The following is a 23,196-nucleotide window of genomic DNA, read 5'->3' on the forward strand; positions in this document are numbered from 1 at the left end:
GCCACAGGGCCGCCGGGCCACAGCACCGCAGCGCCACAGGGCCGCCGGGCCACAGCACCGCAGCGCCACAGGGCCGCCGGGCCACAGCACCGCAGCGCCACAGGGCCGCCGGGCCACAGCACCGCAGGGCCACAGGGCCGCCGGGCCACAGCACCGCAGGGCCGCAGGGCCGTAGTCAGGGCACCGCCCCTTACGTGCCGCAGGGCCGAAGGGTCAGGGCACCGCCCCGTGCCGGCCGCGGGGCGCCGGGGCGCGCCGTCGTGAAGCCGGTGTTTCAGCGCAGTGCCGGTTCGTCCAGGGTCAGCGTGCCCGCGTCCGCGTCGAGTTCGGCCGTGACGCCGAAGGGGATCGTCAGCGCCCCCTCGCCGTGGCCGAAGCCGACGTTCTCCGCGACCGGGACGCCGAGCGCGGCGAGCCGGTCGGCCAGCAGCGGCCGCAGCTCGGCGTAGCCGGCGCAGTCCTCCCATGAGCCGAGCAGCACCCCGCGCACCCCCTCCAGCCAGCCGGCGCGCAGGAGCTGGGTCAGGTACCGGTCGAGCCGGTACGTCTCCTCGCCCACGTCCTCCAGGCAGAGCAGTCCGCCGCGCGCCGAGGGCCGGGCGTGCGGGGTGCCGAGTTCCGCGGCGAGCAGGCACAGACAGCCGCCGAGGGTGACGCCGCGGGCGCGGCCGGGCACGAGGGCCGTGCCGCGGGAGGCGATCGTGCGGACCGTCTCCGGAGCGAACAGCGTGGCCCGCAGGTGCTCCTGGGCCCGGGCGTTCTTGACGAAGTCGGCGCCGGCCGCCATCGGCCCGTACAGGGTGGCCAGCCCCAGGCGGGTGGCGAAGGCCTCGTGCAGCACGGTGAGGTCGCTGAAGCCGACGAAGACCTTCGGCCCGGCCGCCCGCATCGCGTCCCAGTCCAGCAGGTCGATGATGCGCTGGGCGCCGTACCCGCCGCGGGCGGCGAGCACCGCGTCCACGTTCGGGTCGCACCAGGCGTTCTGCAGGTCGGCGGCACGGTCGGCGTCCGAGCCCGCCAGATAGCCGAACTGGGGATGCCGGTCGAGGACATGGGCGCCGGTGACGGGGTCGAGGTCCCAGCCGCGCAGCACGTCCAGACCTGCCTGGAGCCGCTCCTCCGGCACCGGTCCGCTGGTGGCGACGACGGCGACGCGCGCGCCGGGGGCCAGCCGGTGGGGCCGTGCGAGTTCCTTCATCAGGTCAGCTCCAGCTTCGGTGTGCCCGGCACCGGTTCCAGCCCGAACACCTGGGCGTACAGCGACAGTTCGGCCTCCAGGGCGCGGACCATGGTCTCGGCCCGCCGGAACCCGTGCCCCTCCCCCTCGAACGTCAGGTAGGCGTGCGGGACGCCCCGGCCCTGGATCCTGGCGAGGAGGCGCTCGCACTGCGCGGGCGGGCAGATGACGTCGTCCAGGCCCTGGAGCAGCAGGAACGGCACGGTGAGCCGGTCGGCGTGGGCGGTCGGGGAGCGTTCGGCGTACCGGGCCGGCGCCTCGCCGGGCGGGCCGATCAGCGACTCCAGGTAGCGGGACTCGAAGTCGTGCGTCTGCCCCGGGCCCCAGGCGGCGAGGTCGAGCACCGGGTAGATGATGGTGCCGCAGGCGTAGACGTCGGTCGTGGTCAGGGAGACGGCGGCGGTCCAGCCGCCCGCGCTGCCGCCGCGGATGGCGAGCCGGGCGGGGTCGGCGGCGCCCTCGTCGGCGAGAGCGCGGGCGACGGCCGCGCAGTCCTCGACGTCGACCACGCCCCACTGCTCGCGCAGCCGCTCGCGGTAGGCCCGGCCGTAACCGGTGGAGCCGCCGTAGTCGACCTCCGCGACCCCGATGCCCCGCGAGGTGAAGTAGGCGATCGCGAGGTCCAGTACGAGTGGCGCCCGGCTGGTGGGCCCGCCGTGCGCCCAGACGACGTAGGGCGGCAGCTCGCCGTCGGGCCCCCTGCGTGCCGGGTGGTGCGGCGGGTGGACGTGGGCGTGGACCTCGCGGCCGTCCGGGCCGGGGAAGACGCGGAGCTCCGGCCGCGGGTAGTACGCCGGGTCGACGGGGTCCCGGTGGCGGGCGCCGACGGCGCGGGCGCGTCCGGTGGCGGTGTCCAGTTCGACCACTTCCCAGGAGGTCCGCGGGCCGGCGCCGACCGCGAGCACGCGGTCGCCGAGGGTGGCGAGGCCGGCGGTGAACTCCGTCCACGGCCCGGCGGCGTCGACGGTCTCGCCGGTCTCCGGGTCGAGTATCCCGAGCGCGGCCGGGCCCCGGCCGTGGACGACGGCCAGCAGCCCGTCGTCCAGCGGCGCGAACCAGCGCAGCCCGAGCTGCCACAGCGGCCCGCCGAACTCCTCCTCGCGCGGGCACAGCGGGACGCCGTCGCGGTACAGGTTCCACCAGCCGCTGCGGTCGCTCGCGTACAGCAGGCTGCCGTTCGCGGCCCACTCGACCTGGGCGACGGATTCCTCCGGTCCGCCGGCCACCGGGTGCGCGCCCTCCAGCCGGCCGTCGTCCGTCACCTCGGCGACCAGCAGCTCCGTCCCGTCCCACGGCATCCGCGGGTGGTCCCAGCCCAGCCAGGCGGCCCTCCGGCCGTCGGGCGACAGCCGGGCGCCGGTGACGAACCGGTGCCGGGCGGGGGCGAGCTCACGGACGGCGCCGCGGTCGTCGGCGGCCGAGCCGTCCAGCGGCACGGCGGCCAGGACCCGCCGCACGTCGTCGGGGCCGTCGCCGGTGAACTCCTCCAGCACGCACCACACTTCGCCGCGGGCGAGGTCCACCCGCGGCTCGGCCCAGCGCAGCCCGCCGCCCACCGGGGACACGGGGGTGAGCGGGCGGGGCCGGCCGCCGGGCTCGAACCGGTACAGCCGCTGGTCGGGGAAGTGCACGAAGACGATCAGCGGCCGCCCGTCGTGCAGCACCCCGGTCCAGGGCCGGCCGCCGTACTCCATGACGCGGCTGCGCACGTTCCACGGCGCGGGCAGCACCGTCTCCTCGCCGCCGGCGCCGCCCTGCCGGGAGCGGGCTTCGCGCCCCGGCTCGTCGTTCCGGCGGCGGACCAGGGCCCGCCGGCCGCCCTCGGCGGGCCGGGGCTCGGTCCACCAGATCTCGTCGCCGACGAAATCCGCCCACTCCGGCCGGCCGTCGTGAGCGGCGGCGAGGGCCGCGTCGATCGGCGACGGCCACGATCCGTACGGCGCCGTGCGCACCTCGTCCCCCATCGTCTAGGCCGTCCGCAGGAAGCGGTCGAGGACGCGGACGCCGAAGTGCAGCGCCTCCACGGGCACGCGCTCGTCCACGCCGTGGAACAGCGCCTGGTGGTCGAGGTCCGCGGGCAGCTTCAGCGGGGTGAAGCCGTAGCCGGTGATCCCGAGCCGGGAGAACTGCTTGGCGTCCGTGCCGCCCGACATGCAGTACGGCACCACGTGCCCGCCGGGCGCGAACTCCAGCACGGCGGCCCGCATCCTCTCGAACACCGGCACGTCCACCGGTGCCTGCAGGGCCGTCTCGCGGTGTGCGAACTCCCACCGCACGTCCGGACCGGTCAGCTCGTCGAGCGTGGCGGCGAACTCCTCCTCGCAGCCGGGCAGACAGCGCCCGTCGACGTGGGCGACCGCCTCGCCGGGGATGACGTTGACCTTGTAGCCGGCGTCCAGCATGGTGGGGTTGGCGCTGTTGCGGACGGTGGCCTCGACCAGCCGGGCGGCCGGGCCGACCTTGTCCAGCAGCCGGTCCACATCGGTGAAGTCGGCGTCGATGCCGTACAGGGCGGCGAGCTCGGCCAGGGCGGCCCGTACGGTCGGGGTGAGCCGCGACGGCCACTCGTGCTCGCCGATGCGGGTGACGGCGGCGGCGAGCCGGGTCACCGCGTTCTCCGCGTTCACCTTGGAGCCGTGCCCGGCCCGGCCGCGCGCGGTGAGCTTCAGCCAGGCGGTGCCGCGCTCCCCCGCGGCGATCGGGTAGATCTCCCGGCCCGCTCCGTCGTGGAAGGTGAAGGCGCCGCACTCGCCGATGCCTTCCGTGCAGCCCTCGAACAGCTCGGGGTGCCGGTCGGCGAGGAAGCCGGAGCCGTCCTCGGCGCTGGCCTCCTCGTCCGCGGTGAACGCGAGGACCAGGTCGCGGCGGGGCCGCAGGCCCTGCCGGGCCCAGGACCGCACCACCGCCAGGATCATCGCGTCCATGTTCTTCATGTCGACGGCGCCCCGCCCCCACACCACCCCGTCCCGGACCTCGCCGGAGAACGGGTGGACGCTCCAGTCGGCGGCCTCGGCGGGCACCACGTCGAGGTGGCCGTGGACGAGCAGCGCGTCGGCGGACGGGTCGCTGCCCGCGATCCGCGCGACGACGTTGGTGCGGCCCGGGGTGCGCTCCAGCAGCAGGGGGTCAAGGCCCGCCCCGGCCAGCCGTTCGGCGGCGTACTCGGCGGCGGGCCGCTCCCGGCAGTCGCCACCGCCGCGGTTGGTGGTGTCGATGCCGATCAGCGCGGAGGTGAACTCCACGACCTCGTCCAGGGCCTGCGGGTCAGCCATACTGCTCCTCCACGGCGGCAGAGACGATCGTGGTGACCGCCTTGAACGTCCTGATCCCCTCGTACATGGTGGCGCTGGTGTAGGCCGCTTTCCGCTCGCCGGTGCGGGTGACGCCGGGGACGACGGTGGCGGCCGCCGCCAGGTGCTCGGCGTCGAACTCGACGGCGACCGTGAACGGCCCGGCGGCGACCGGCCGGTGACGGACCGCCAGCGCTGCCGCCTTCTCGGCAGCCGCCCGGATGTCGGCCGCGGTCCGGGCCGGGGTGCGGCACACCGCCGCGTACCGCGACACATGGTCCTTGACGGCGACCTTCAGCGCCTCGGGCGCGTAGCCGAGCGCGTCCTCGCAGGCCACGTCGTCGCCGGTGACGAGGACGACGGGGACGCCGTACTCGGCGACGACGTGCGCGTTGAGCAGACCCTCACTGGCGCGGACGCCGTCGAGCCACACCCCGGTGATCTGGTTGGCGAGGTAGGTGTGGGCGAGGACCCCCTCCATGCCGGCGCCCGCGTGGTAGCCGACGAACGCGACGCCGTCGACGTCGCCGTGCTGGACCCCCTCCACCATGGACAGCGCCTTGTGCCGGCCGGTGAGCATCTCGACCCGCTCGTCGAGCCGCTCCAGGAGCAGGTTCCGCATGGTCCAGTGGGCCTCGTTGACGAGGACCCGGTCGGCGCCGCCGTCGAAGAACCCCCGCGCGGCGGCGTTCACGTCCGAGGTGAACATCGACCGGCACCGCTCCCACTGCGGCGTCCCCGGCAGCACGTCGGCGGGCCACGTGACGCCCGTGGCCCCCTCCATGTCGGCACTGATGAGGATCTTCATGCTGCGTCACGTTACGCGCCGCGGGGCGGACAGGCCACGACCCCGGCGCGGCGGACCGGCCCGGCGGGCGGCCCCCCGCCGCCCGCCGGGCCGCCGCGCCCGGTCCCCCCCTCACGCCCCCGCGAGCACGAACCAGCGGGCGGGCAGGTCGATGCGGGTGCCGTCGGTGAGGTACTCGGTCTGCGGCAGGGTCGTCTCGCCCTCGTCGAGGACGGTGAGACCGGCTTCGGCGAGCAGGCGCGGGATCTCGTCGTCGGCGGCGTCGGCGGGCTTGAGGCCGTGGTGGAAGACGCGCCGCAGCTTGGGCGGCGGGCCCGCCGGCTCGGCCGCCGCGCGCCGCAGGACGTCCCGGGAGCCGGAGGTCAGTTCGACGACGAACGCGCGGCCTTCGATGCCGATGATCTCGGCGACGGCGGCGGCCACCGCGGGGCGGGCGGCCGGTTCGCTCTGATGGATGACGGCCCGCATGTAGACGTTGCTGTCGCCGAGCCGCTGGTGCAGGGCGCGCACGGCGTCGGCGTCGGTGAGGTCGAGCTGCTGGAACTCCACGTCGTCGTCGTGCGCGGCGCGGCGGGCGTGCTCGACGGCGGCGTGCGAGAGGTCGACGCCGACGGCGCGCGCGAAGCGGGTGGCCAGATAGCGGGTCTGGGTGCCGTTGCCGCAGCCGAGGTCGACGATCGGACGCTTCGGGTCGGCGTGCAGCAGAAGCAGTTCGCTGTGCGGTGCGGCGGTCAGGGAGGGGTCGGCGTCCCATATCGCCTCGCCCCGGGCATCAGAGGTTTCCCGCCAGTAACTCTCCCAGGCGGTGCGGTAGTTGTCCGAGACGTTCATGCGATTCTCCCCACGGGTCGGTATTCCGTGATCGGGATATCGCGGGGGCTGAGACCGGGGCAAGAGCCGGGAGTCCACCTTCACGAGATGTACGGGTTCCGGCCACATGGGACGGCGCGCGGTGTCCGGCCTGCCCCGGTTCAGCGGTGGGCGGTGAGTGCCTGCTCGAACCAGACGGTCTTGCGGTGCCCGGTGGCGCTGGCGCCCCATTCCCGGGCCAGCCGGCTGACCACGCGCAGTCCGCGGCCCGACTCGTCCCAGGGGCCGGCGGCGAGTATGGCGGGCAGGGCGGGTTCGTCGTCGGTGACCTCGAACAGCAGGGCGTCGGTGCGGACCACCCGCAGCTCGATCCGGTCGCCCTCGGCATGCCGGACCGCGTTGGTGACGACCTCGCTGACCAGCAGCTCGGCCGTCTCCACGGCCTGCGGCAGATCCCAGTCCAGCAGCCGCTCGCGGACCAGCCGGCGGGCGCGGGCCACCTCGCGCGGGTCGGCGTCGAGCCGCCACGCGGCGACGTGGTGCTCGGGGATGCCGTTGAGGCGGGCCATGAGCAGGGCGACGTCGTCCTTGCGTCCGCCGCGGGTGTTGAGCGCGCGGATGATGGTGTCGCAGGCGTCGTCCATGGAGGCCGCGGGATGGGCTGCGGACTCGCAGAGCGCGGCCAGGCCCTCGCCGATGTCGGAGCCGCGCACCTCGACCAGGCCGTCGGTGCACAGCACCAGCCGGTCGCCGGGCGCGACCGGGACCCGCCGGACCTCGAAGGGGACGCCGCCGACGCCGATCGGGGCGCCGGTGGGCAGGTCGAGGAGCTCGCTGCAGCCGTCCTCGGCGCGGACCAGCACCGGCGGGATGTGTCCGGCGTTGGCGAGGGTCAGCTCGCCGCGGATCGGGTCGTAGACGGCGTACAGGCAGGTGGCGAGGTAGGTGTCGCCGAGCCTGCGGGCCAGGTCGTCCAGGTTGCGCAGGAGCTGGGCGGGCGGGGTCTCCATGGCGGCCATGGTCTGCACGGCGATCCGCAGCTGGCCCATCATGGCGGCCGAGTTGAGTCCGTGGCCCATGACGTCGCCGACGACGAGGGCGGTGCGGGAGCCGGAGAGTTTGATCGTGTCGAACCAGTCGCCGCCGATGCGGCCGAGCCGCGTGCCGGGCAGATAGCGGGTGGCGAAGTCGCAGCCGGCCATCCGCGGGCTGACCTGCGGCAGCATGCTGTCCTGCAGGGTGTCGGCGACGTTCTCCTGGTAGGTGTACATACGGGCGTTGTCGAGCACCAGGCCCGCGCGGGCGGCGAGTTCGGCGCCGGTGGTGCGGTCCATGTCGTCGAACTGGGGGCGGTCGGGGCGGCGCATCAGCACCATGAAGCCGAGGACGACGTTGCGCGCCTTGAGCGGCACGATCAGCAGGGAGCGGCCGGTGATCAGCGGCCTGAGGTCACGTTTCTCGAACTCGCCGGAGATCTGCTCGGACAGCTCCTCGGTGACCCGCGGGATCAGCACCGGTTCGCCCGTCACCATGCACCGGTAGAACGGGGTGTGCTCGGGGAAGGCGAAGGCCTCGCCGACCGGAACGGTGTCGTCCCAGCGGCCCGGTTCGTCGTTGTGCTCGACCCAGACCCGGAACATCACGGTGCTGGCGTCCGGCGGCCCGTCCGGGAATCCCTCGCCGGCCAGCACCGCGGCGCGCAGGTGGGTGCCGGCGAAGTCCGCGAACCGGGGTACGGCGGCGCTGGTGACCTCGCGGATGGTCTCGCCGAGGTCGAGGGAGGAGCCGATGCCGGAGCTGACCTCGTTCAGGAACTCCAGCCGCTCGCGGACGGCGGCGTACTCGAGGTCGTCCTCGGCGCCGGCCGGGACCACGGCGACCGCCGGCCGCTGCCGCGGGACGACGGCGTGGGAACGGGTGCGGCCGGGACGCCGGGGCACGCCCCAGTACGGGGTGACGGGCACCCGCTCGCACTGGCTGAACTCCAGGACGGGATAGCCGAGTTCGAGGACCTGGGAGACGATGCGGGCGCTGAGCCCCGGGCCCATGTTGGGCAGGATCTCGGGCAGCCGCCGTTCCAGGTCCTCGGAGCCGGGCAGTTCGGTGTGGCGGGCGAAGCCGGGCGAGATGCGCTCGGCGGTCTCGTCGTCGTAGCCGCGTTCCTCGCGCAGCCGGGTGGCGTCGGCGGCCAGGACGAGCAGCCGGGAGGCGCCCGGCCCGACCAGCGGGTAGGCCCACCACAGCACGTCGAGCCGGCCGCCCTCGGGCGGGTGGGCGGAGAGGCGGGCGCGGCCGGCCGAAGCGTAGGAGCTGTGCCCGCCGAGCGAGGACTCCAGGTCGGGGCCGGGCCCGTGGTACGCATCGTAGGCGTCCGGCATCGCGGCGGTCTCCGGGTCGTCCGGCAGGGCGCCGGAGACGGGCAGCAGGTCCGCCGCGGGGTGCCCGACGGCCTCCTCGCGGCTCACGCCGAACAGGCGCCGCGCGCCGCTGCTCCAGTGGGTCACCAGACCGGCGCGGTCGACGACGACCACGGCCAGCGGGATCCGGCCCGCCGCGGTGCCGCCGGCGTCCTGTTCGGGGACGGTGTCCCGCTCGCTGCCACGGTCCATGGCCCAGGCCCTCTCTCCCCACGGCTGTACGCAAACGATCTGTGCCGCCCGCCCCTACGGTAAGGCGGCCTCCGGTCGCGATGTGCGGCAATCTTGGAATTGGTCCCACCGGATCGCACCGGCGCGCTCATGTGCGCCCCCTCAGTCCTCGTGGCCGAGCTGCAGGTCACGCTCGGTGCGGCCGCCGCCCGCGACCTGCAGCACCGTGGCGACCGGCGGGTAACCCGCGGCGATGACGGTGTACTCGCCGGAGGAGAGGTCCACGAACCGGAACGAGCCGTCCGCTCCGGTGGTGAGCGTGTCGACGACGTTGCCGGCGGCGTCCAGCAGGGTCACCCGCGCGTCCTCCACGGGACGTCCGCCGCCGGCCCGCACGGTGCCCTTGAGGACGGCGCCGCCCGCGAGCTCGATGTCCTGCCGGGTCTCCCGGGCGGCCTGCACGGTGACCGGGAGCGCGGCGGGCCGGTAGACGGGGGCGCTGGCGGCCAGGGTGTACTCGCCGGCGACCAGCTCGGTGATGACGTAGCCGCCCTCGCGTCCGCTGCGGGTGGAGGCGACGACCTCGCCGTGCACATTGGTGAGGGTGACGGTGGCGTCCCGTACGGGGGTGCCGTCGGCGGTGAGCACGCTGCCGGCGAGGCGCCCGGCGCCGCCGAGGACGACGTCGAGTTCGACGGGGCGTTCGCCGACGGTGACGGAGACGGCCTGCGGCTGGTGTCCGCCGGCCGCGGCGATGAGCACGTACGACCCGGAGCCGGGCGTGCCGAGCGCGTACCGCCCGTCGTCGCCGCTGGCGCCCCGCCCGATCTGCCGGCCGGCGACGTCGATGAGGGTGAGGGCGGCGCGGGGCACCACGGTGCCGTCGGGGTGCTGCACCGTGCCGCAGACGGGGACCCCGGCGCCGTGGGCCGTGCGGCGGGGAAGGGGCGGGCCGCCGGCCGGGGGCTGGGTGCGGGCGTGCGGAACGGTGGGGTGCGCCGGCGCGGTCTCCGGGCCGGCGGCGGGGGCGTGGTGGGACACCAGGGGTTTCTCCTTGAGGAAGCAGGCGATGAGCAGGCCGAGGACGAGCACCGGGACGAGGAACAGGAAGATCCGGGGCATCGCGTCGGCGTAGGCGCGGATGTAGGCGTCGCGCAGGGCCGGGGGCAGCGCGTGGACGAGCTGCGGGGTGAGTGATTCGGGGTCGGGCAGGCCGGCGCCCGCGCGCAGGGCCGGTTCCCGGCGCAGGGCGTGGCCGAGCCGGTCGGCGAAGAGGGTGCCGAAGACGGCGGCGCCGACGCTGCCGCCGATCTGCCGGAAGTAGTTGTTGGCGCTGGTGGCGGTGCCGAGGTCGGCGGGGCGCACGGAGTTCTGCACGGCGAGGACGAGGACGGGCATCACCAGGCCGATGCCGGCGCCGAGGACGGCCATCCAGATGCTGTAGTGCAGCCGGGGCGTGCCGGTCTCCAGCCGGGACAGCAGCCACATGCCGACGGCGGAGACGGCGCTGCCGAGCACGGGCAGGATCCGGTAGCGGCCGGTGCGGCTGATGAGCTGGCCGCCGAGGACGGAGGCGCCGACGATGCCGGTCGTCATGGGCAGCATCAGCAGCCCGGACTCGGTGGCACTGGCCCCGTCGACCATCTGCAGGAAGGTCGGCAGGTAGCCGGCGGCGCCGAACAGGGCGACGCCGATCACCAGCCCGACCAGGCCGCTGACGTTGAAGACGGAGTCGCGGAACAGCCGCAGCGGGATGAGGGGTTCGGCGGCGAAGCGCTCGGCGACGAGGAAGAGGACGGCGGCGGCGAGGGCGCCGGCGCCGAGGCCGAGGATCCGCCGGGAGTCCCAGGCGTACTCGGTGCCGCCCCAGCTGGTGAGCAGGACCAGGCAGGTGGAGGCGGCGGCGAGGAGCAGCGCGCCGGGCACGTCGAAGCGGGCGCGGCCCCGCGGCCGGGGGAGTTTCAGGACGGCGGTGACCACGGCGAGGGTGACCAGCCCGAAGGGCACGTTGAGGTAGAAGCACCAGCGCCAGGAGAGGTGGTCGGTGAAGTAGCCGCCGAGCAGCGGGCCGGCGACGGAGGCGAGGCCGAAGGCGGCGCCGATCAGGCCCATGTACCGGCCGCGCTCCCGCGGCGGCACGATGTCGGCGATGATCGCCTGCACGCCGATCATGAGGCCGCCGGCGCCGGCGCCCTGCAGCGCGCGGAAGGCGATGAGCTGGTCCATGGTGGCGGCCCGGCCGGCGAGCGCGGAGCCCAGGACGAAGACGGCGATGGCGAACTGGAAGACGCCCTTGCGGCCGACCAGGTCGCCGAGCTTGCCGTACAGGGGCAGGCCGACGGTGGAGGTGAGCAGGTAGGCGGTGATCGCCCAGGACATCTTGTCCAGGCCGTGCAGTTCACCGACGATCTTCGGCAGCGCGGTGGCGACGATCATCTGGTCGAGGGCCGCCAGCAGCAGCGCCAGCAGCAGCCCGAGGAACACCAGCCGCACGCGGCGCGGCCCGATTCCGGCGCCCGGTGCGGGAGGCGGCGAAGGCGCGGCGGCGCCCGCCTCGCCGGCGGCCGCCTCCACGACCGGCTCCTGCCGCACCGGTGCCGTCCCGCCCACGTACCGCTCCCCTCGTCACGCCTGTCGCACGTCCCGCGCGAGGCGACAACTGCGGACGCCCGCGCCGGGTTACGGCGGCGCCCGGGAGAGGGCGGAGATCCACCCGAACCGGTGAAGGGACCGAACCGGCGAAGGGGTGCGCCAGGAGCAACGCCCCTTCGCCGGAGGGCTCTTGGGTTACTTCTCGACCTCGGCGGCGAGGTTGGCGAGCAGGGCGTCGTAGATCCGGCCGAGGCCCTTGGGGGCGAAGGTCCTCTCGAAGAAGCCGCCGATGCCGCCGGCGCCCTGCCAGGTGGTGGTGACCTGGACCCGGGACCTCCCCTCGCCGGCCGGGGTGACGCGCCAGACGGTGACCATGGAGGAGTTGCGGTCCTTCTCGACCAGTTCGCCGTCGGTGGGCTCGCTGACCTCCAGCAGGCAGTCGCGCACGCGCTTGCTGGTGGCCTGGAGCTTCCAGTGGACGAGAGTGCCCTCGCCGTCGCCGCCCTCGCGCACCTCGTACTCGCTGAAGTGCTCGGGCAGCAGCTTGCGCCGTGTGCCGCGGTAGTCGGCGAGGGCGTCGAACACCTTCTCCGCGTCCGCCGCGACGACCCGCTGTGTAGTGGCCTCGACCTGCGCCATTGCTTCCTCCAGGACCTGGTTTGCCGGGAACGGGGCAAGCCAACCACCCCGGCGCCCGGCCGCCCAAATCGGGGACCGCACGATCATGGGAACGTCTGTTCCCTTCCGGGCCCAGCCCTGTCGAGGAGGCGTCATGCGCCGGGAGAACCTCACGGAGGAGAGCGAGCACGGCCGGGCCGCCGACGCCGCGCTGTTCGGCGCGCGGACGCATGCGACCGGCCGTGACCTTCACGTGGCCGTACATGGCGCCGTTCGAGAGCGTCACCGTGACGCCGAAGCCTCCAGGCGCCCCTGAGCCGCGCGGAGAACCGGCACACGCCCACCACGCCGCCCGCCGCCCTTCGGGCGGCAGGCTGCCGTACACGCGCTGCGGCTCGTGCCGGCCGGCGGCCATGGCGAAGAGGTCTCGGCGGGATCACATCCAGAAGCCGCAAGGCTCACCTGATGGAGACGTCGGTTACGCGGGCTCCGGACGATGCCGACCGGTCGCTCCACGGAACCTTGAGGGTCCCCTCGTAGACAGCATCGTTTCCGACGCGCTTCTCCAACTCTCGCGTCGTCACCGCGTTGCCGTCGGTGTCGAGGAAGGAGAGGACGACCGTATACGTGAGCGGGTCCGGTCCGTCGTTGCGGATGCGGTAGCTCGCCTTCGCCACCCGGCCTTTCGCCGTCGTCTCCACGCGGAGCTGGGTGACGGTGACGTCGTTCTCCGGCTTGTAGGTGCTGTCTCCCTCTTCAGGGTCGGCATCGCCGGCGCATGCGGACACGGACAGGAGAACAGCGAGCAAGAGTCCGGCAGGACGTGTCCGCATGGTCAACGCTCTACTCCTCACGATGACGGTGCGGCAGACTCGGCGACTTGAGGGCGTCAGCCGGATCGGAAGCGCTCCTCCCGGCCATCTGCTCTTCCAGTGTGGCAGGTCCGGGCTCATCCTCCATAGCTCGGAACTGAGTTGGGCTGACGTTCTCTCCTTCGTTCTCGCCTCGAGCCCGGGGCGGTCCGGATCAACCCACGGCGTGCGTTCGCCAGGCGCGCACTGGTCCGCCTGACGAGACGCCACCGGGCAGCAGCCCGACGCAGCCACTACCGACGACGGTCCACCGGCGAACCCCGCTGGACAGATCACGAAACCGCGCTGGAGTATTAGGGGGCATCCCGCACCCCGATCGGGTCAGGTATCGCCGGAACGCGTTTTTCCGGGCCCCGATCCCGGGACCGATGCGGCGAGAACCGTGAGCCTCGCGGTCCGCCGCCACCCTCCGTCCCGGGAGGACCCGTATGAGAACACGCGCAGCCGTGCTGTGCGCCGTCGCCGCCGTGCTGGCGGGCTCGGTCACCGCCCTGCCCGCCCGGGCGGCCGCCCCCGCCCCGGCGCCGGAGCCCGCCTGGAAGAAGTGCGGCACGAGCGACTATCCCACCCTCCAGTGCGCGTCCCTGAAGGTGCCGCTGGACCACGCGCACCCCTCGGGGCGGCAGATCACCCTCGCCCTGTCCCGCGTCCCGCACACCGCGGCGAACCCCCTGGGCCCCCTGCTGGTCAACCCCGGCGGTCCCGGTGGCAGCGGTCTGACGCTCGCCGCCTTCGTCGCCTCGGCGCTGCCGAGGAGCGTGGCGGCCCGGTACGACGTCATCGGCTTCGACCCCCGCGGGGTGGGCCGCAGCGAGCCCGCACTGACCTGCGCGAAAGGCCACTTCGCGCCGGTACGCCCGGACAGCGTGCCGGCCACGGCCCGCCTGGAGCGGGCGAACCTGGAGCGCGTGCGGTCCTTCGCCGCCGCCTGCGGCCGCCGGTACGCCGCTCTGCTGCCGTACATCGACACCGTGAGCGCCGCCCGGGACCTGGACGCCGTCCGGCGGGCCCTCGGCGCGCAGCGGCTCAGCTACTTCGGCTACTCCTACGGCACCTATCTCGGCGCCGTCTACGCGAAGCTGTACCCCGAGCGGGTCCGCCGCCTGGTGCTGGACTCGGTCGTCGACCCGACCGGCGTCTGGTACGAGGACAACCTCGGACAGGACTACGCCTTCGACGAGCGGCACCGGGCGCTGATGGCCTGGATCGCCCAGCACGACGCCACGTACGGGCTGGGCCGGGACCCCGCGAAGATCGAGGCCCGGTGGTACGCGATGCGGGCGGCCCTGGCGAGGAGGCCGGCCGCGGGCAGGGTGGGGGCCGCCGAGCTGGAGGACACCTTCGTCCCCGGCGGCTACTACAACGGCTACTGGCCCTACCTGGCCGAGGCGTTCGCGGCCTACGCGCGCCACGGGGACACCGGCCCGCTGGTGGAGGCGTACGAGAACTTCGGCGCCGTGGACGCCTCGGGCGACAACGGCTACAGCGTCTACACGTCCGTGCAGTGCCGTGACGCCCCCTGGCCGCGCGACTTCGACCGGTGGCGCGCCGACACCTGGAGGGTGTACGCGAAGGCGCCCTTCATGGCCTGGAACAACGCCTGGTACAACGCGCCCTGCGCGTTCTGGCCGGCGGCCGCGCGCAAGCCGGTGGACGTCGCGAACGGCAAGCTGCCGCCCGCGCTGCTGTTCCAGGCGACCGAGGACGCGGCCACCCCGTACCCCGGCGGGGCCACCGTCCACCGGCTGCTGGCCGGCTCCAGCCTGGTGGTCGAGGAGGGCGGCGGCAACCACGGCGTCACGCTGAGCGGCAACGCCTGCCTGGACGGGTACCTGGCCGCGTATCTGACCGACGGCAGGGTGCCGCGCGGCCACGGCCCGGTCGACGCGGTCTGCGCGAAGTCACCCGACCCGAAGCCGCTGACGGCGAAGACGGCGTCGACGACGTCCCGCGGCTCCACCCTGCACGGCCTCCTGGGCTTCCGCCGCTAGGGGTTTCGTCCGGATCAGGCCGCATCCGGCCGCGGCGTCCGGTGCGGTGCGGCGCCCGGCGGAGGATCATCCGCGTACGGGCGTGCCCGGTGGTCCGAGAACGCGGCGGGGCGCCGTGCCGGGCGTCGCGGCCCCGGGCCGATCCGAACGGGAGCCCCTGGGTGCGCGGGACGAGCGGGCGCGGCCCCACCGGCACGGCCGGCGGCCAGGTGCGCGGCCTGCCCGGCCCGCTGCGGGCAGCGCATGCGGGACATCACCGTCTCGAATGCGGGCTCGCCGGATCGAAACGCTCCCTCTCGCGCGCCGGCGGCATGCCGGTGGGCCGCACGACGGTGGAGTCGACGGACACCCGTCCGGTCGATGCCGTCGCCGGTGCCCGCCGGGTCCTCCGGCGGGAACGGGTCGATCCGGCCCGACATCGCATCGGTGACCAAGGGATCGGCCGGGCCCGGTTCAAAGGTCTGACCGACCCGTCGACGAGACACACGCCAGGCCCTGCCTCCCTGGTCGGCGCCGTGCCCGGACGAGGGGGGCGGGAAGACGAAGCGCGGTCCGGCGGGCGACGGCGAGTTCGCCGGGTGTACCCCGCAAGGTGCCGCGGTGTGCGGCGGCCGACGCACCGCTCGACGGTGTCGCGCTGCGTGTACGCCTCCGCGTCGACGGGCGGGCGCCCGCCGATCCCACCGCAGCGCGGGGTGGCGCAACACCGCCCCGGGCACTTGGCCCGCGGCCGCATTCGCTCCATAGTCTCCAGTGATCCCGGTCACCCAGGTCCTCGGCAAGGAGTGAGTCCTCCATGGGCGTTTCCTCGGATTACCTTGATGTTCCCGAGTGGGTCGCGAAGCCCGATGGATACCAGACGGGAGCCGTCACCAAGTACAAGGGCAACATCTTCCGCGCCGTCTTCTGGGCCGAGGAGCCGGGGGTGGGCGACGCGAACACGAACGGGTGGCGGTTCTTCGACGAGTTGTACGACCAGACCCCGCACTCGCCGGTCGAGCAGTCGAAGATCATCGCCTACATCCCCACCTGGCGAAGGAACGAGGGGTTCGACTACGGCGACGGCGAGATGTATCAGTACATCACGCACGGGATCATCGCGTTCCTGGAGTTCAGCGAAAGCGCCCTCGGGGAGTTCGACCCCGCGTCCGTGGCGGACGTCAGGGCGGTCCTCCCGGACATCGTCGTCGCCGCGAACTTGTCCGGTACGAAAATGATGGTCGCGCTGGGCGGCGCGGACGACTACGCGTTCCTTAGGCTGATGACGGTCGCGGGGAACGATCCGGCCGCCCCGGAGTTCGACCGGGCCGTGCGCAACGTGGTGGACTTCGTCACCGACCACGGCCTGGACGGTGTCGACCTCGACATGGAGTGCTGGTGGGGCAGGCCCGGTGAGGCGGATCAGGGCGGCCGGCTGAAGAGTGACGGGCCGCATCCCGCGGGACGGGGTCTGACGCTGTTCGCCCAAAAACTGAAGCAGGCCATGCCCGGCAAGATCGTGTCGGCGACCACGTTCGGCACCTCGTGGTACGGCAACAACTACGACCCGGCGATCGCGGACCACGTCGACTGGCTCGGCGTCATGACCTATGACTTCACGGGCTCGTGGGACCGGTCTCCGGTGGGGCCGCACACCGCCCTGTTCAAGATCCGCGGCAAGGACACGTCCGACGTGCGCGCGGCGGACGTCTACCTGGAGTCGTATCTCCCCGAACAGCAGGGCGCCTGGCCGGGGCCGCGCACGGGCGGCGGTGCGCCGGCCACGGACGCGGAGAACATGGCGAACAACCCGATCACGTCGGTGGAGGACTCCCTCTGGTACTGGACGAACCCGCTCTTCGTCAACTGGCAGGGGCCGGGGCAGGCGGTGCCCCGCAGCAAGATCGTGGCCGGGGTGCCGCTGTACGGCTACGACTTCGCCGCGGCCAAGGACCCGGACCCCGTGACCGGGCAGGTGCCTTCGGGGTACAAGGTCATGACGTACCGGGAGATCCTGACCGCGTTCCCGGACGCCTACAAGGCCGCGGACGCCAACATCAAGGTCAGCGGACGCACACCCCGCCCCGCTCTCAACGAACCCCTGCCTCCGGGGGAGTACCCGTACGCCCACAACATCTATTTCGAGACCCCGGACACCGCCGTCCGCAAACTGCAGTTCCTCCAGGACGTGGGGGCACAGGGCGTCATCGTCTGGGAACTCACCAATGACGTCTGGGCCGAGGGTAAGAGCATCATCAAGGCCCTCTACCGCGCCTCCGGGAACGCCGCACCCTCGCCCGCCACCAACCCGCCGCGTCCGGCGGCCAGCCAGTGCCTGTGGGACGCCGTCGGATTCCTGGGCGGAGTGACCGACGATCTGCAGTTCAAGGACGACGGGAACACCCGGCCCGGTGTGCAGCAGTTCGCGGCCCGGCTGTGGAACATCCCCGACGGCCAGGACTGGAAGAGCGTCGCCCGGACCTCTCCGGCGGTGATCAAGAGGCAGTACTTCAACGGCCCCACCCGCATCGACGACAAGGGGGCGCTGGGGCTGTGGGGGCAGTTCGACGTCGTGGGAGCGGACGATGTCCCGGCCTGGTACTGGGGTCACATGACGAGGGTGGACGGGGCCCCGTCCGGGTACACGCGGTACGCGTCGCGCCTGTGGGGCCTCTCGCTCAGCGACGACTGGCAAGCCGCCGCGAAGAAGACCCCGGCGCTCGTCGCGGGTCAGTACTTCGACGAGCCGTCAAGCATCGACGACCGGGGAGTCGGCGGCCTCTACGGCTATTTCGACGTCAAGGACGAGCTGAGCACCGTGCCCGATTTCGTGACGCAGTGGCGCGGGTCCAACAACTGCACCTACTGCCTAATCGACCCCGCGCCGTTCCCGAACAACGTGGACAAGGTGAACCTGACGACCACGATGACCGTCGCGGAGGGCACGCCCTTCCTCTACTCGGTGCTCACCCGGGGCGACGGGTCGCTGGGCTTTCCCGACGGGGTCGTCATGAGCTCGAGGACCCCGGCGGGACCACCTACGACCACGACGTCCAGAACGACAAGCAGTTCGTCCTGATGTCCGGGTCCTCGGTCCGGGCCGTGATCGTCAAGGACCCCCGGCCGGGCGACTGGACCATGCGCATGAACGTGCCGAAGGGTGCGCAGTTCCACTGTGAGTGCAACACCGTCCCGAACGCGGACGTCTTCGACACCATGGTGGGGACCTGGCAGGAACTCAGCAGATGGAAGGGGCTCGAAACCCGGGACACCAGCGGGGCGCAGATCGCGGCGTTCCTGGGCCTCGCGGTGGTGGTGCTGCTGGCGCCCCTGTCGGCGCAGGTCGTCGTCACGGCCATGCTCGTGGCCGCCACCGGAGCGGCGCTGGCGTGGTCGGCTTCGGACACCGCGGCGGAGCTGTCCCGCAACGTGGCGGAGGTCTCGGGAATCGTCACCAAGATCATGAAGGACGTCCAGAAAGAAGGCTTCGCGGCGTTGGGGAAGTACAAGGACCTGATCGGGAAGAACATCTCCGACGAGGAGTACGAGGTCATTCGTGCGCGCCCCTGGGCTCTCTTCCAGTGGATCGGGATCCACCGCCGGGTCTACGAGGTCGTCGAGCACATGACGGACGCGGAGGAGCAGAACGCCGTACGCCATGTGTACTGGCAGTGCCTGCTCAAGAAGAGGCTGGGTGAAGAGTTCGCCGTGGCGATGGGCGACGCACACGAGCGCGGCCGCCCCGGGTCCGACGCGGACAACCGGGCGGACGAGATCAACAACGGCATCGGCCTCCGGCTCGCGGACGAGGTGGCGTCCGAGGAAGAGTGCCTCAAGCGCGCTCGGGAGATGTGGAAGGCGGGCGAACTGGCCACGCGGCGCGACCTGGAGTCGGACCCCACCTGAGGCGGGCGCGCCGTACGCGGCAGGGGCGGGCGGTCCTCCCCGTCGAGGCGCCCGGCGGGGCACGCGGATAACCGGGGGCGCGGCGGAGGCCCGGCCCCTAGGGTTCCGTCATGGACCAGGACGACACGCTCATCCGCCCGATGACCCTCGCCGACTGCGACCGCGTCTCGGCGATCCGCACGCGCGGCTGGCGGCACGCCTACCGCGGGCTGGTGCCCCAGCCGTACCTGGACGGCCTCGACGGCGCGGCGGACGCCGAGCGCCGCCGGGCGCGGTTCGCCGAGGGGGACGGCCCGGTGGTGAACCTGGTCGCCGAGCGGGCCGGCACGGTCGTCGGCTGGGCGGCGCACGGGCCGTACCGGGACGGTGCGCAGCACACCGGGGACGCCGAGCTGTACGCGGTCTACGTGGACCCGGCGCACCTCGGCGGCGGGATCGGGCGGGCGCTGCTCGACGCGTCGGTCGAGCGGTGCTCGGCGTATCCGCGGATGCTCCTGTGGGTCCTGGAGCGCAACACCCGTGCCCGCCGCTTCTACGAGCGCGCCGGGTTCCGGGCCGACGGCGCCGTGGAACCCTTCGAGGTGGACGGCGTGCGCGTGCCCGAGGTGCGGTACGCCAGGAGCCTGCGCGGCTGACCGGGCGTCACTTCCGCTGCTGCCGCGGGAGGCGCGCGAGCGCGTGCACGGCCGCCTCCGCGAGCGCCGGGTGGGCGAGGGCCTCGTTCAGCACCCGCCGGGCGCGGACGTCGCCGAGCGCGCCGAGACCCTCCACGCAGGCGAGGGCGACCCGCCGGTAGGGGTCGTGCGGACGCAGCCGCCGCTCCAGGGTGGTGATCAGCGCGGGCACGGACTCCGGGGCCCGCAGGGCGACCAGGAGCCGTACCGGGTGCAGCGCGTAGGCGACGCGCAGTTCGTTGGTGGCGAGGGCGGCGGCGGCCCGGGCGGTGCGCGGGTCGCCGAGCCGGGCCAGGGCGTGGGCGGCGGAGGCGCAGCGCGGCGGGTCGCGGTGGTTGAGCAGCAGGACCAGGGACTCGAAGGCGCGCCGGTCGCCGGCGAGGCCGAGGCGGAACGCGGCCAGCTCCCTGGCCCACAGCGGCTGCCCGGGCGCGGTGAGCACCTGTGCCAGGTCGTCGTGGTCGTCCGTCGCCAGCAGGCGGTGGAACGCCGCCGAACCGCCCGACTCCTGCCGTAAGCGCTCCGTGAGCGATCGCAACTCCTCGTCCACGAGGTCCAGCGTAGGCGGGTCGCGGCGGCCGAGGGAGGTACATCACAAAGTCGGCCGCCCGTCAGGGACTAGCGCGCTCGTTACCGGCCGGTTAAGCTCATACGAGCGAGTAACCCTCGTGCTTCCGCCGATGACGGTCTGGTGACGCGGCCGTCGTCGGGGACACCCCGCGCCCCCCGGGCGACGGGGAGCCAGTCGGTTCGGTACGCGGTGCGTACCGCAGGACGACCCGGCTTCGGGACAGAGCCGGTCGGACATCCGCCGCTGCCGGGCGTGTGCACGCCCGTGACACCGGCGCCACCGGGCGTGTGCGCTCGCAGCCCGGCGACACCCGCACCTCTCCGCACCGCGGTGCGCCCCCGGCGCACCCGGTGCGCCCCTCGTCGTCACCCTCATTCCTGGAGTCCCGCGATGGCCGCTCCCCAGTCCGACCCGTCCCTGTCCCCGCTCAAGACGATCGCCGTCGTCGGCCTCGGCACGATGGGCACCGGCATCGCCGAGGTCCTCGCGAAGGCCGGCCGCGAGGTGATCGGCATCGACGTCAGCGAGGCCCAGGCCGCGAAGGCCCTGGCCGCCCTGGAGACCGCCACCGCCCGCGCCGTGGCCCACGGCCGGCTCACCGAGGAGGAGCGCGCCGACGCGCTCGGCCGCGTGCGCACATCCACCGACCTCACGGCGGCGGCCGACGCCGACCTCGTCATCGAGGTGGCCCCGGAGTCGTACGAGATCAAGCAGCAGATCCTCCGCGACCTGGACGGCGTGGTCCGCCCGGATGCGATCCTGGCGACGGGCACCAACGCCCTGTCGGTGACCCGGCTCGCGGCCGGCTCCGCCCGGCCCGAGCGCGTGCTCGGCCTGCACTTCTTCAATCCGGCCCCGGCGATGAAGCTGGTCGAGGTGGTCTCCTCGGTGCTGACCGCGCCGCAGGCCGTGGCCGCCGTCACCGACCTCGCGGTCGAACTCGGCAAGGAGCCGGTCGCGGTCGGCGACCGCCCCGGCTTCGTCGCGGACGGGCTGCTCTTCGGCTACCTCAACCAGGCCGCCGCGATGTACGAGGCGAAGTACGCCTCCCGCGAGGACATCGACGCCGCCATGCGGCTCGGCTGCGGTCTGCCGATGGGCCCGCTGGCCCTGCTGGACCTGATCGGCATCGACACCGCCCGCACCGTGCTGGACGCCATGTACGCCGAGTCCCGGGACCGGCTGCACGCCCCCGCCCCGATCCTGGGGCAGCTCAGCGAGGCGGGCCTGACCGGCCGCAAGGCCGGGCGCGGCTTCTACACCTACCGGGCGCCGGGCAGCGCGACGGTGGTGCCGGACGCGCTGACCCCGGCGGCGGACGGCACGCCCGCCGCGGGCCGGGAGGTCCGCTCGGTCGGCGTCGCGGGCTCCGGGACCATGGCCTCCGGCATCGCCGAGGTGTTCGCGAAGGCGGGCTACGAGGTGGTCCTGGCCGCCCGCACCGAGGAGAAGGCCCGGGCGGCCAGGGCCCGCGTCGGCGCCTCCCTCGCCCGGTCCGTGGACAGGGGCCGGCTGACCGCGGAGGCCGCGGCCGGGATCCTGGACCGGATCGTCCCGGCGGGTTCCTACGACGCCTTCGCCGGCGTCGACCTGGCCGTCGAGGCGGTCGCGGAGGACCTGGACGTCAAGCGGCAGCTGTTCGCGGCGCTGGACAAGGTGTGCCGGCCGGGCGCCGTCCTGGCCACCACCACCTCCTCGCTGCCCGTCGTCGCCTGCGCCCGCGCCACCACGCGCCCGCAGGACGTGATCGGCATGCACTTCTTCAACCCGGCGCCGGCGATGAAGCTGGTGGAGGTGGTGCGCACGGTGCTGACCGGGGACGAGGCGCACGCGACCGTGCGCGGGGTCTGCGAGCGGATCGGCAAGCACGCGGTCGACTGCGGGGACCGGGCGGGCTTCATCGTCAACGCCCTGCTGTTCCCGTACCTCAACAACGCGGTCAAGATGGTCCAGGAGCACTACGCGTCCCCCGACGACATCGACGCGGCGATGAAGCTGGGCGGCGGGTACCCGATGGGCCCGTTCGAACTGCTGGACGTGGTCGGCCTGGACGTCTCGCTGGCCATCGAGAAGGTGCTGCACCGCGAGTTCCGCGAGCCGGGCCTCGCCCCGGCCCCGCTGCTGGAGCACCTGGTGGCCGCGGGCTGCCTCGGCCGCAAGACCGGCCGCGGCTTCCGCGAGCATGCCCGCCGCTGACGGCGCCGGCGACCGGTTCCGGGCGGGGCAGGACTGGGGCGGGCTGCTCGGCCCCGCCGGCCCTCCCCCGCCCTCCCGGGGCGGGGGAAACCCCGCATCCGCGCACCGGCCTGCGCGGATGCAGTACGTTCGGGTCATGTCCCAGCCCGCCAAGTCCTCCCGTACACCAGCTACGTCCGACGCGCCGGAGAGCGCCGCAGGCAGCCGCGCCGCCGCCCAGCGGCTCAAGATGCGCCGAGAGCTGGCGGCCGCCGCCATGGAGCTGTTCGCGACCAAGGGGTACGAGGCCACGACCGTCGACGAGATCGCGGCCGCCGCCGGGGTCGCCCGGCGCACCTTCTTCCGCCACTTCCGCTCCAAGGAGGAGGCGATCTTCCCGGACCACGACGACACCCTGGTCCGCGCGGAGGCGGTGCTCAACGCCGCACCGGCGCACGAGCACCCGCTCGACACCGTGTGCCGCGGCATCAAGGAAGTGATGAAGATGTACGCGGCCCGGCCGGAGATCTCCGTGGCCCGCTACAAGCTCACCCGCGAGGTGCCGACCCTGCGCGAGGCGGAGATCGCCTCCGTGGCCCGTTACGAGCGGCTCTTCACCCGCTACCTGCTCGGCCACTTCGACGAGCACGCGCACGCCGACGACGCCAACGACGACCCGCTGCTGGCCGAGGTCGCCGCCTCGGCGGTGGTCACCGCCCACAACCACGTCCTGAGGCGCTGGCTGCGGGCGGGCGGCCAGGGGGACGTGGAGGCCCAGCTCGACCACGCCTTCGCGATCGTGCGCAGGACCTTCGGCAGCGGCATCGGGGCCGGCCGCGGCACGGCCGCGCGGCCGGCCGCCGCGGCGGCCCCGGCGACGGCCCCGGCGGTGGCCTCGGCGCACGGCGAGGTGCTGGTGACGGTGGCCCGTACCGACGCTCCCCTGGAGGAGGTCATGCGGACCATCGAGGAGGCGCTGAAGGAGCGCTGATCCCTGGTTCGTCCGTGCGGAACGGCCACCCCGCGGGGTGGCCGTTCCGCTGTGTCAGGGGCCGTTGCCACGGGGGTTCGGGGCCCCGTTCGAT

General features: G+C 73.7%; 16 protein-coding genes. 6 read left to right on the forward strand and 10 right to left on the reverse strand.

Annotation, left to right across the window (positions count from 1 at the left end; genetic code table 11):
• Window positions 1-274 precede the first annotated feature (274 nt).
• From ABZ261_RS00100 to ABZ261_RS00140, 9 genes are all read right to left on the reverse strand, one after another.
• On the reverse strand, window positions 275-1,198 hold the full coding sequence (locus tag ABZ261_RS00100) for an LD-carboxypeptidase (protein ID WP_356854274.1): 924 nt from the start codon (window positions 1,196-1,198) through the stop codon (window positions 275-277).
• A complete protein-coding gene (locus tag ABZ261_RS00105; RefSeq protein ID WP_356854275.1) occupies window positions 1,198-3,201 on the reverse strand; it encodes a prolyl oligopeptidase family serine peptidase in 2,004 nt (667 codons plus the stop codon). The genes ABZ261_RS00100 and ABZ261_RS00105 overlap by 1 nt, the downstream gene beginning before the upstream one ends.
• Before the next feature lie 3 nt (window positions 3,202-3,204).
• The gene (locus ABZ261_RS00110; protein ID WP_356854276.1) at window positions 3,205-4,509 is read right to left on the reverse strand and encodes a M20/M25/M40 family metallo-hydrolase; all 1,305 of its coding nucleotides are present in this window, start codon (window positions 4,507-4,509) and stop codon (window positions 3,205-3,207) included.
• Entirely contained in the window at window positions 4,502-5,335 is an 834-nt protein-coding gene (locus tag ABZ261_RS00115; protein WP_356854277.1) for a M55 family metallopeptidase, read from the reverse strand. Before ABZ261_RS00115 ends, ABZ261_RS00110 begins: the two co-directional genes overlap by 8 nt.
• Window positions 5,336-5,446: 111 nt before the next feature.
• Entirely contained in the window at window positions 5,447-6,166 is a 720-nt protein-coding gene (locus ABZ261_RS00120; RefSeq protein WP_356854278.1) for a class I SAM-dependent methyltransferase, read from the reverse strand.
• Between the two features lie 140 nt (window positions 6,167-6,306).
• A complete protein-coding gene (locus ABZ261_RS00125; protein WP_356854279.1) occupies window positions 6,307-8,754 on the reverse strand; it encodes a SpoIIE family protein phosphatase in 2,448 nt (815 codons plus the stop codon).
• A gap of 141 nt (window positions 8,755-8,895) precedes the next feature.
• Entirely contained in the window at window positions 8,896-11,343 is a 2,448-nt protein-coding gene (locus ABZ261_RS00130; RefSeq protein ID WP_356854280.1) for an MFS transporter, read from the reverse strand.
• 177 nt (window positions 11,344-11,520) lie between these two features.
• Entirely contained in the window at window positions 11,521-11,964 is a 444-nt protein-coding gene (locus ABZ261_RS00135; protein WP_356854281.1) for an SRPBCC family protein, read from the reverse strand.
• Between the two features lie 437 nt (window positions 11,965-12,401).
• Window positions 12,402-12,782, reverse strand: a complete 381-nt coding sequence (locus tag ABZ261_RS00140) for a hypothetical protein (protein WP_356854282.1) — start codon at window positions 12,780-12,782, stop codon at window positions 12,402-12,404.
• A gap of 461 nt (window positions 12,783-13,243) precedes the next feature.
• On the opposite strand from ABZ261_RS00140, the gene ABZ261_RS00145 reads away from it, so the two are divergent.
• The 4 genes from ABZ261_RS00145 (at window position 13,244) to ABZ261_RS00160 (ending at window position 19,326) form a co-directional block, all read left to right on the forward strand.
• Window positions 13,244-14,806, forward strand: coding sequence for an alpha/beta hydrolase (locus ABZ261_RS00145; RefSeq protein ID WP_356854283.1), 1,563 nt, complete (start codon window positions 13,244-13,246; stop codon window positions 14,804-14,806).
• Window positions 14,807-15,602: 796 nt separating this feature from the next.
• A complete protein-coding gene (locus ABZ261_RS00150) occupies window positions 15,603-17,864 on the forward strand; it encodes a glycoside hydrolase family 18 protein (protein ID WP_356854284.1) in 2,262 nt (753 codons plus the stop codon).
• Entirely contained in the window at window positions 17,864-18,691 is an 828-nt protein-coding gene (locus tag ABZ261_RS00155) for a hypothetical protein (RefSeq protein WP_356854285.1), read from the forward strand. Before ABZ261_RS00150 ends, ABZ261_RS00155 begins: the two co-directional genes overlap by 1 nt.
• A 110-nt stretch (window positions 18,692-18,801) precedes the next feature.
• Window positions 18,802-19,326 (forward strand): GNAT family N-acetyltransferase, encoded by a 525-nt coding sequence (locus tag ABZ261_RS00160; RefSeq protein ID WP_356854286.1) that lies wholly within the window; start codon window positions 18,802-18,804, stop codon window positions 19,324-19,326.
• Between the two features lie 7 nt (window positions 19,327-19,333).
• Here the strand turns inward: ABZ261_RS00160 and ABZ261_RS00165 are convergent, their stop codons facing one another.
• Window positions 19,334-19,915, reverse strand: coding sequence for an adenylosuccinate lyase (locus ABZ261_RS00165; RefSeq protein ID WP_356854287.1), 582 nt, complete (start codon window positions 19,913-19,915; stop codon window positions 19,334-19,336).
• A 411-nt stretch (window positions 19,916-20,326) separates the two neighbouring features.
• On the opposite strand from ABZ261_RS00165, the gene ABZ261_RS00170 reads away from it, so the two are divergent.
• The gene (locus ABZ261_RS00170) at window positions 20,327-22,132 is read left to right on the forward strand and encodes a 3-hydroxyacyl-CoA dehydrogenase family protein (protein ID WP_356854288.1); all 1,806 of its coding nucleotides are present in this window, start codon (window positions 20,327-20,329) and stop codon (window positions 22,130-22,132) included.
• A 136-nt stretch (window positions 22,133-22,268) separates the two neighbouring features.
• A complete protein-coding gene (locus ABZ261_RS00175; RefSeq protein WP_356854289.1) occupies window positions 22,269-23,102 on the forward strand; it encodes a TetR family transcriptional regulator in 834 nt (277 codons plus the stop codon).
• Window positions 23,103-23,196: the final 94 nt, after the last annotated feature.

Source organism: Streptomyces sp. NPDC006193 (genome assembly GCF_040613915.1).
GTDB lineage: Bacteria > Actinomycetota > Actinomycetes > Streptomycetales > Streptomycetaceae > Streptomyces.

Bases quoted from the DNA above. Each gene is read 5' to 3' on its own strand.
- ABZ261_RS00120 (WP_356854278.1), bottom strand. From the start codon at position 6,166: ATGAACGTCTCGGACAACTACCGCACCGCCTGGGAGAGTTACTGGCGG.
- ABZ261_RS00150 (WP_356854284.1), top strand. From the start codon at position 15,603: ATGGGCGTTTCCTCGGATTACCTTGATGTTCCCGAGTGGGTCGCGAAG.
- ABZ261_RS00155 (WP_356854285.1), top strand. From the start codon at position 17,864: ATGTCCGGGTCCTCGGTCCGGGCCGTGATCGTCAAGGACCCCCGGCCG.
- ABZ261_RS00170 (WP_356854288.1), top strand. From the start codon at position 20,327: ATGGCCGCTCCCCAGTCCGACCCGTCCCTGTCCCCGCTCAAGACGATC.
- ABZ261_RS00105 (WP_356854275.1), bottom strand. From the start codon at position 3,201: ATGGGGGACGAGGTGCGCACGGCGCCGTACGGATCGTGGCCGTCGCCG.
- ABZ261_RS00160 (WP_356854286.1), top strand. From the start codon at position 18,802: ATGGACCAGGACGACACGCTCATCCGCCCGATGACCCTCGCCGACTGC.
- ABZ261_RS00100 (WP_356854274.1), bottom strand. From the start codon at position 1,198: ATGAAGGAACTCGCACGGCCCCACCGGCTGGCCCCCGGCGCGCGCGTC.
- ABZ261_RS00135 (WP_356854281.1), bottom strand. From the start codon at position 11,964: ATGGCGCAGGTCGAGGCCACTACACAGCGGGTCGTCGCGGCGGACGCG.
- ABZ261_RS00125 (WP_356854279.1), bottom strand. From the start codon at position 8,754: ATGGACCGTGGCAGCGAGCGGGACACCGTCCCCGAACAGGACGCCGGC.
- ABZ261_RS00115 (WP_356854277.1), bottom strand. From the start codon at position 5,335: ATGAAGATCCTCATCAGTGCCGACATGGAGGGGGCCACGGGCGTCACG.
- ABZ261_RS00175 (WP_356854289.1), top strand. From the start codon at position 22,269: ATGTCCCAGCCCGCCAAGTCCTCCCGTACACCAGCTACGTCCGACGCG.
- ABZ261_RS00145 (WP_356854283.1), top strand. From the start codon at position 13,244: ATGAGAACACGCGCAGCCGTGCTGTGCGCCGTCGCCGCCGTGCTGGCG.
- ABZ261_RS00110 (WP_356854276.1), bottom strand. From the start codon at position 4,509: ATGGCTGACCCGCAGGCCCTGGACGAGGTCGTGGAGTTCACCTCCGCG.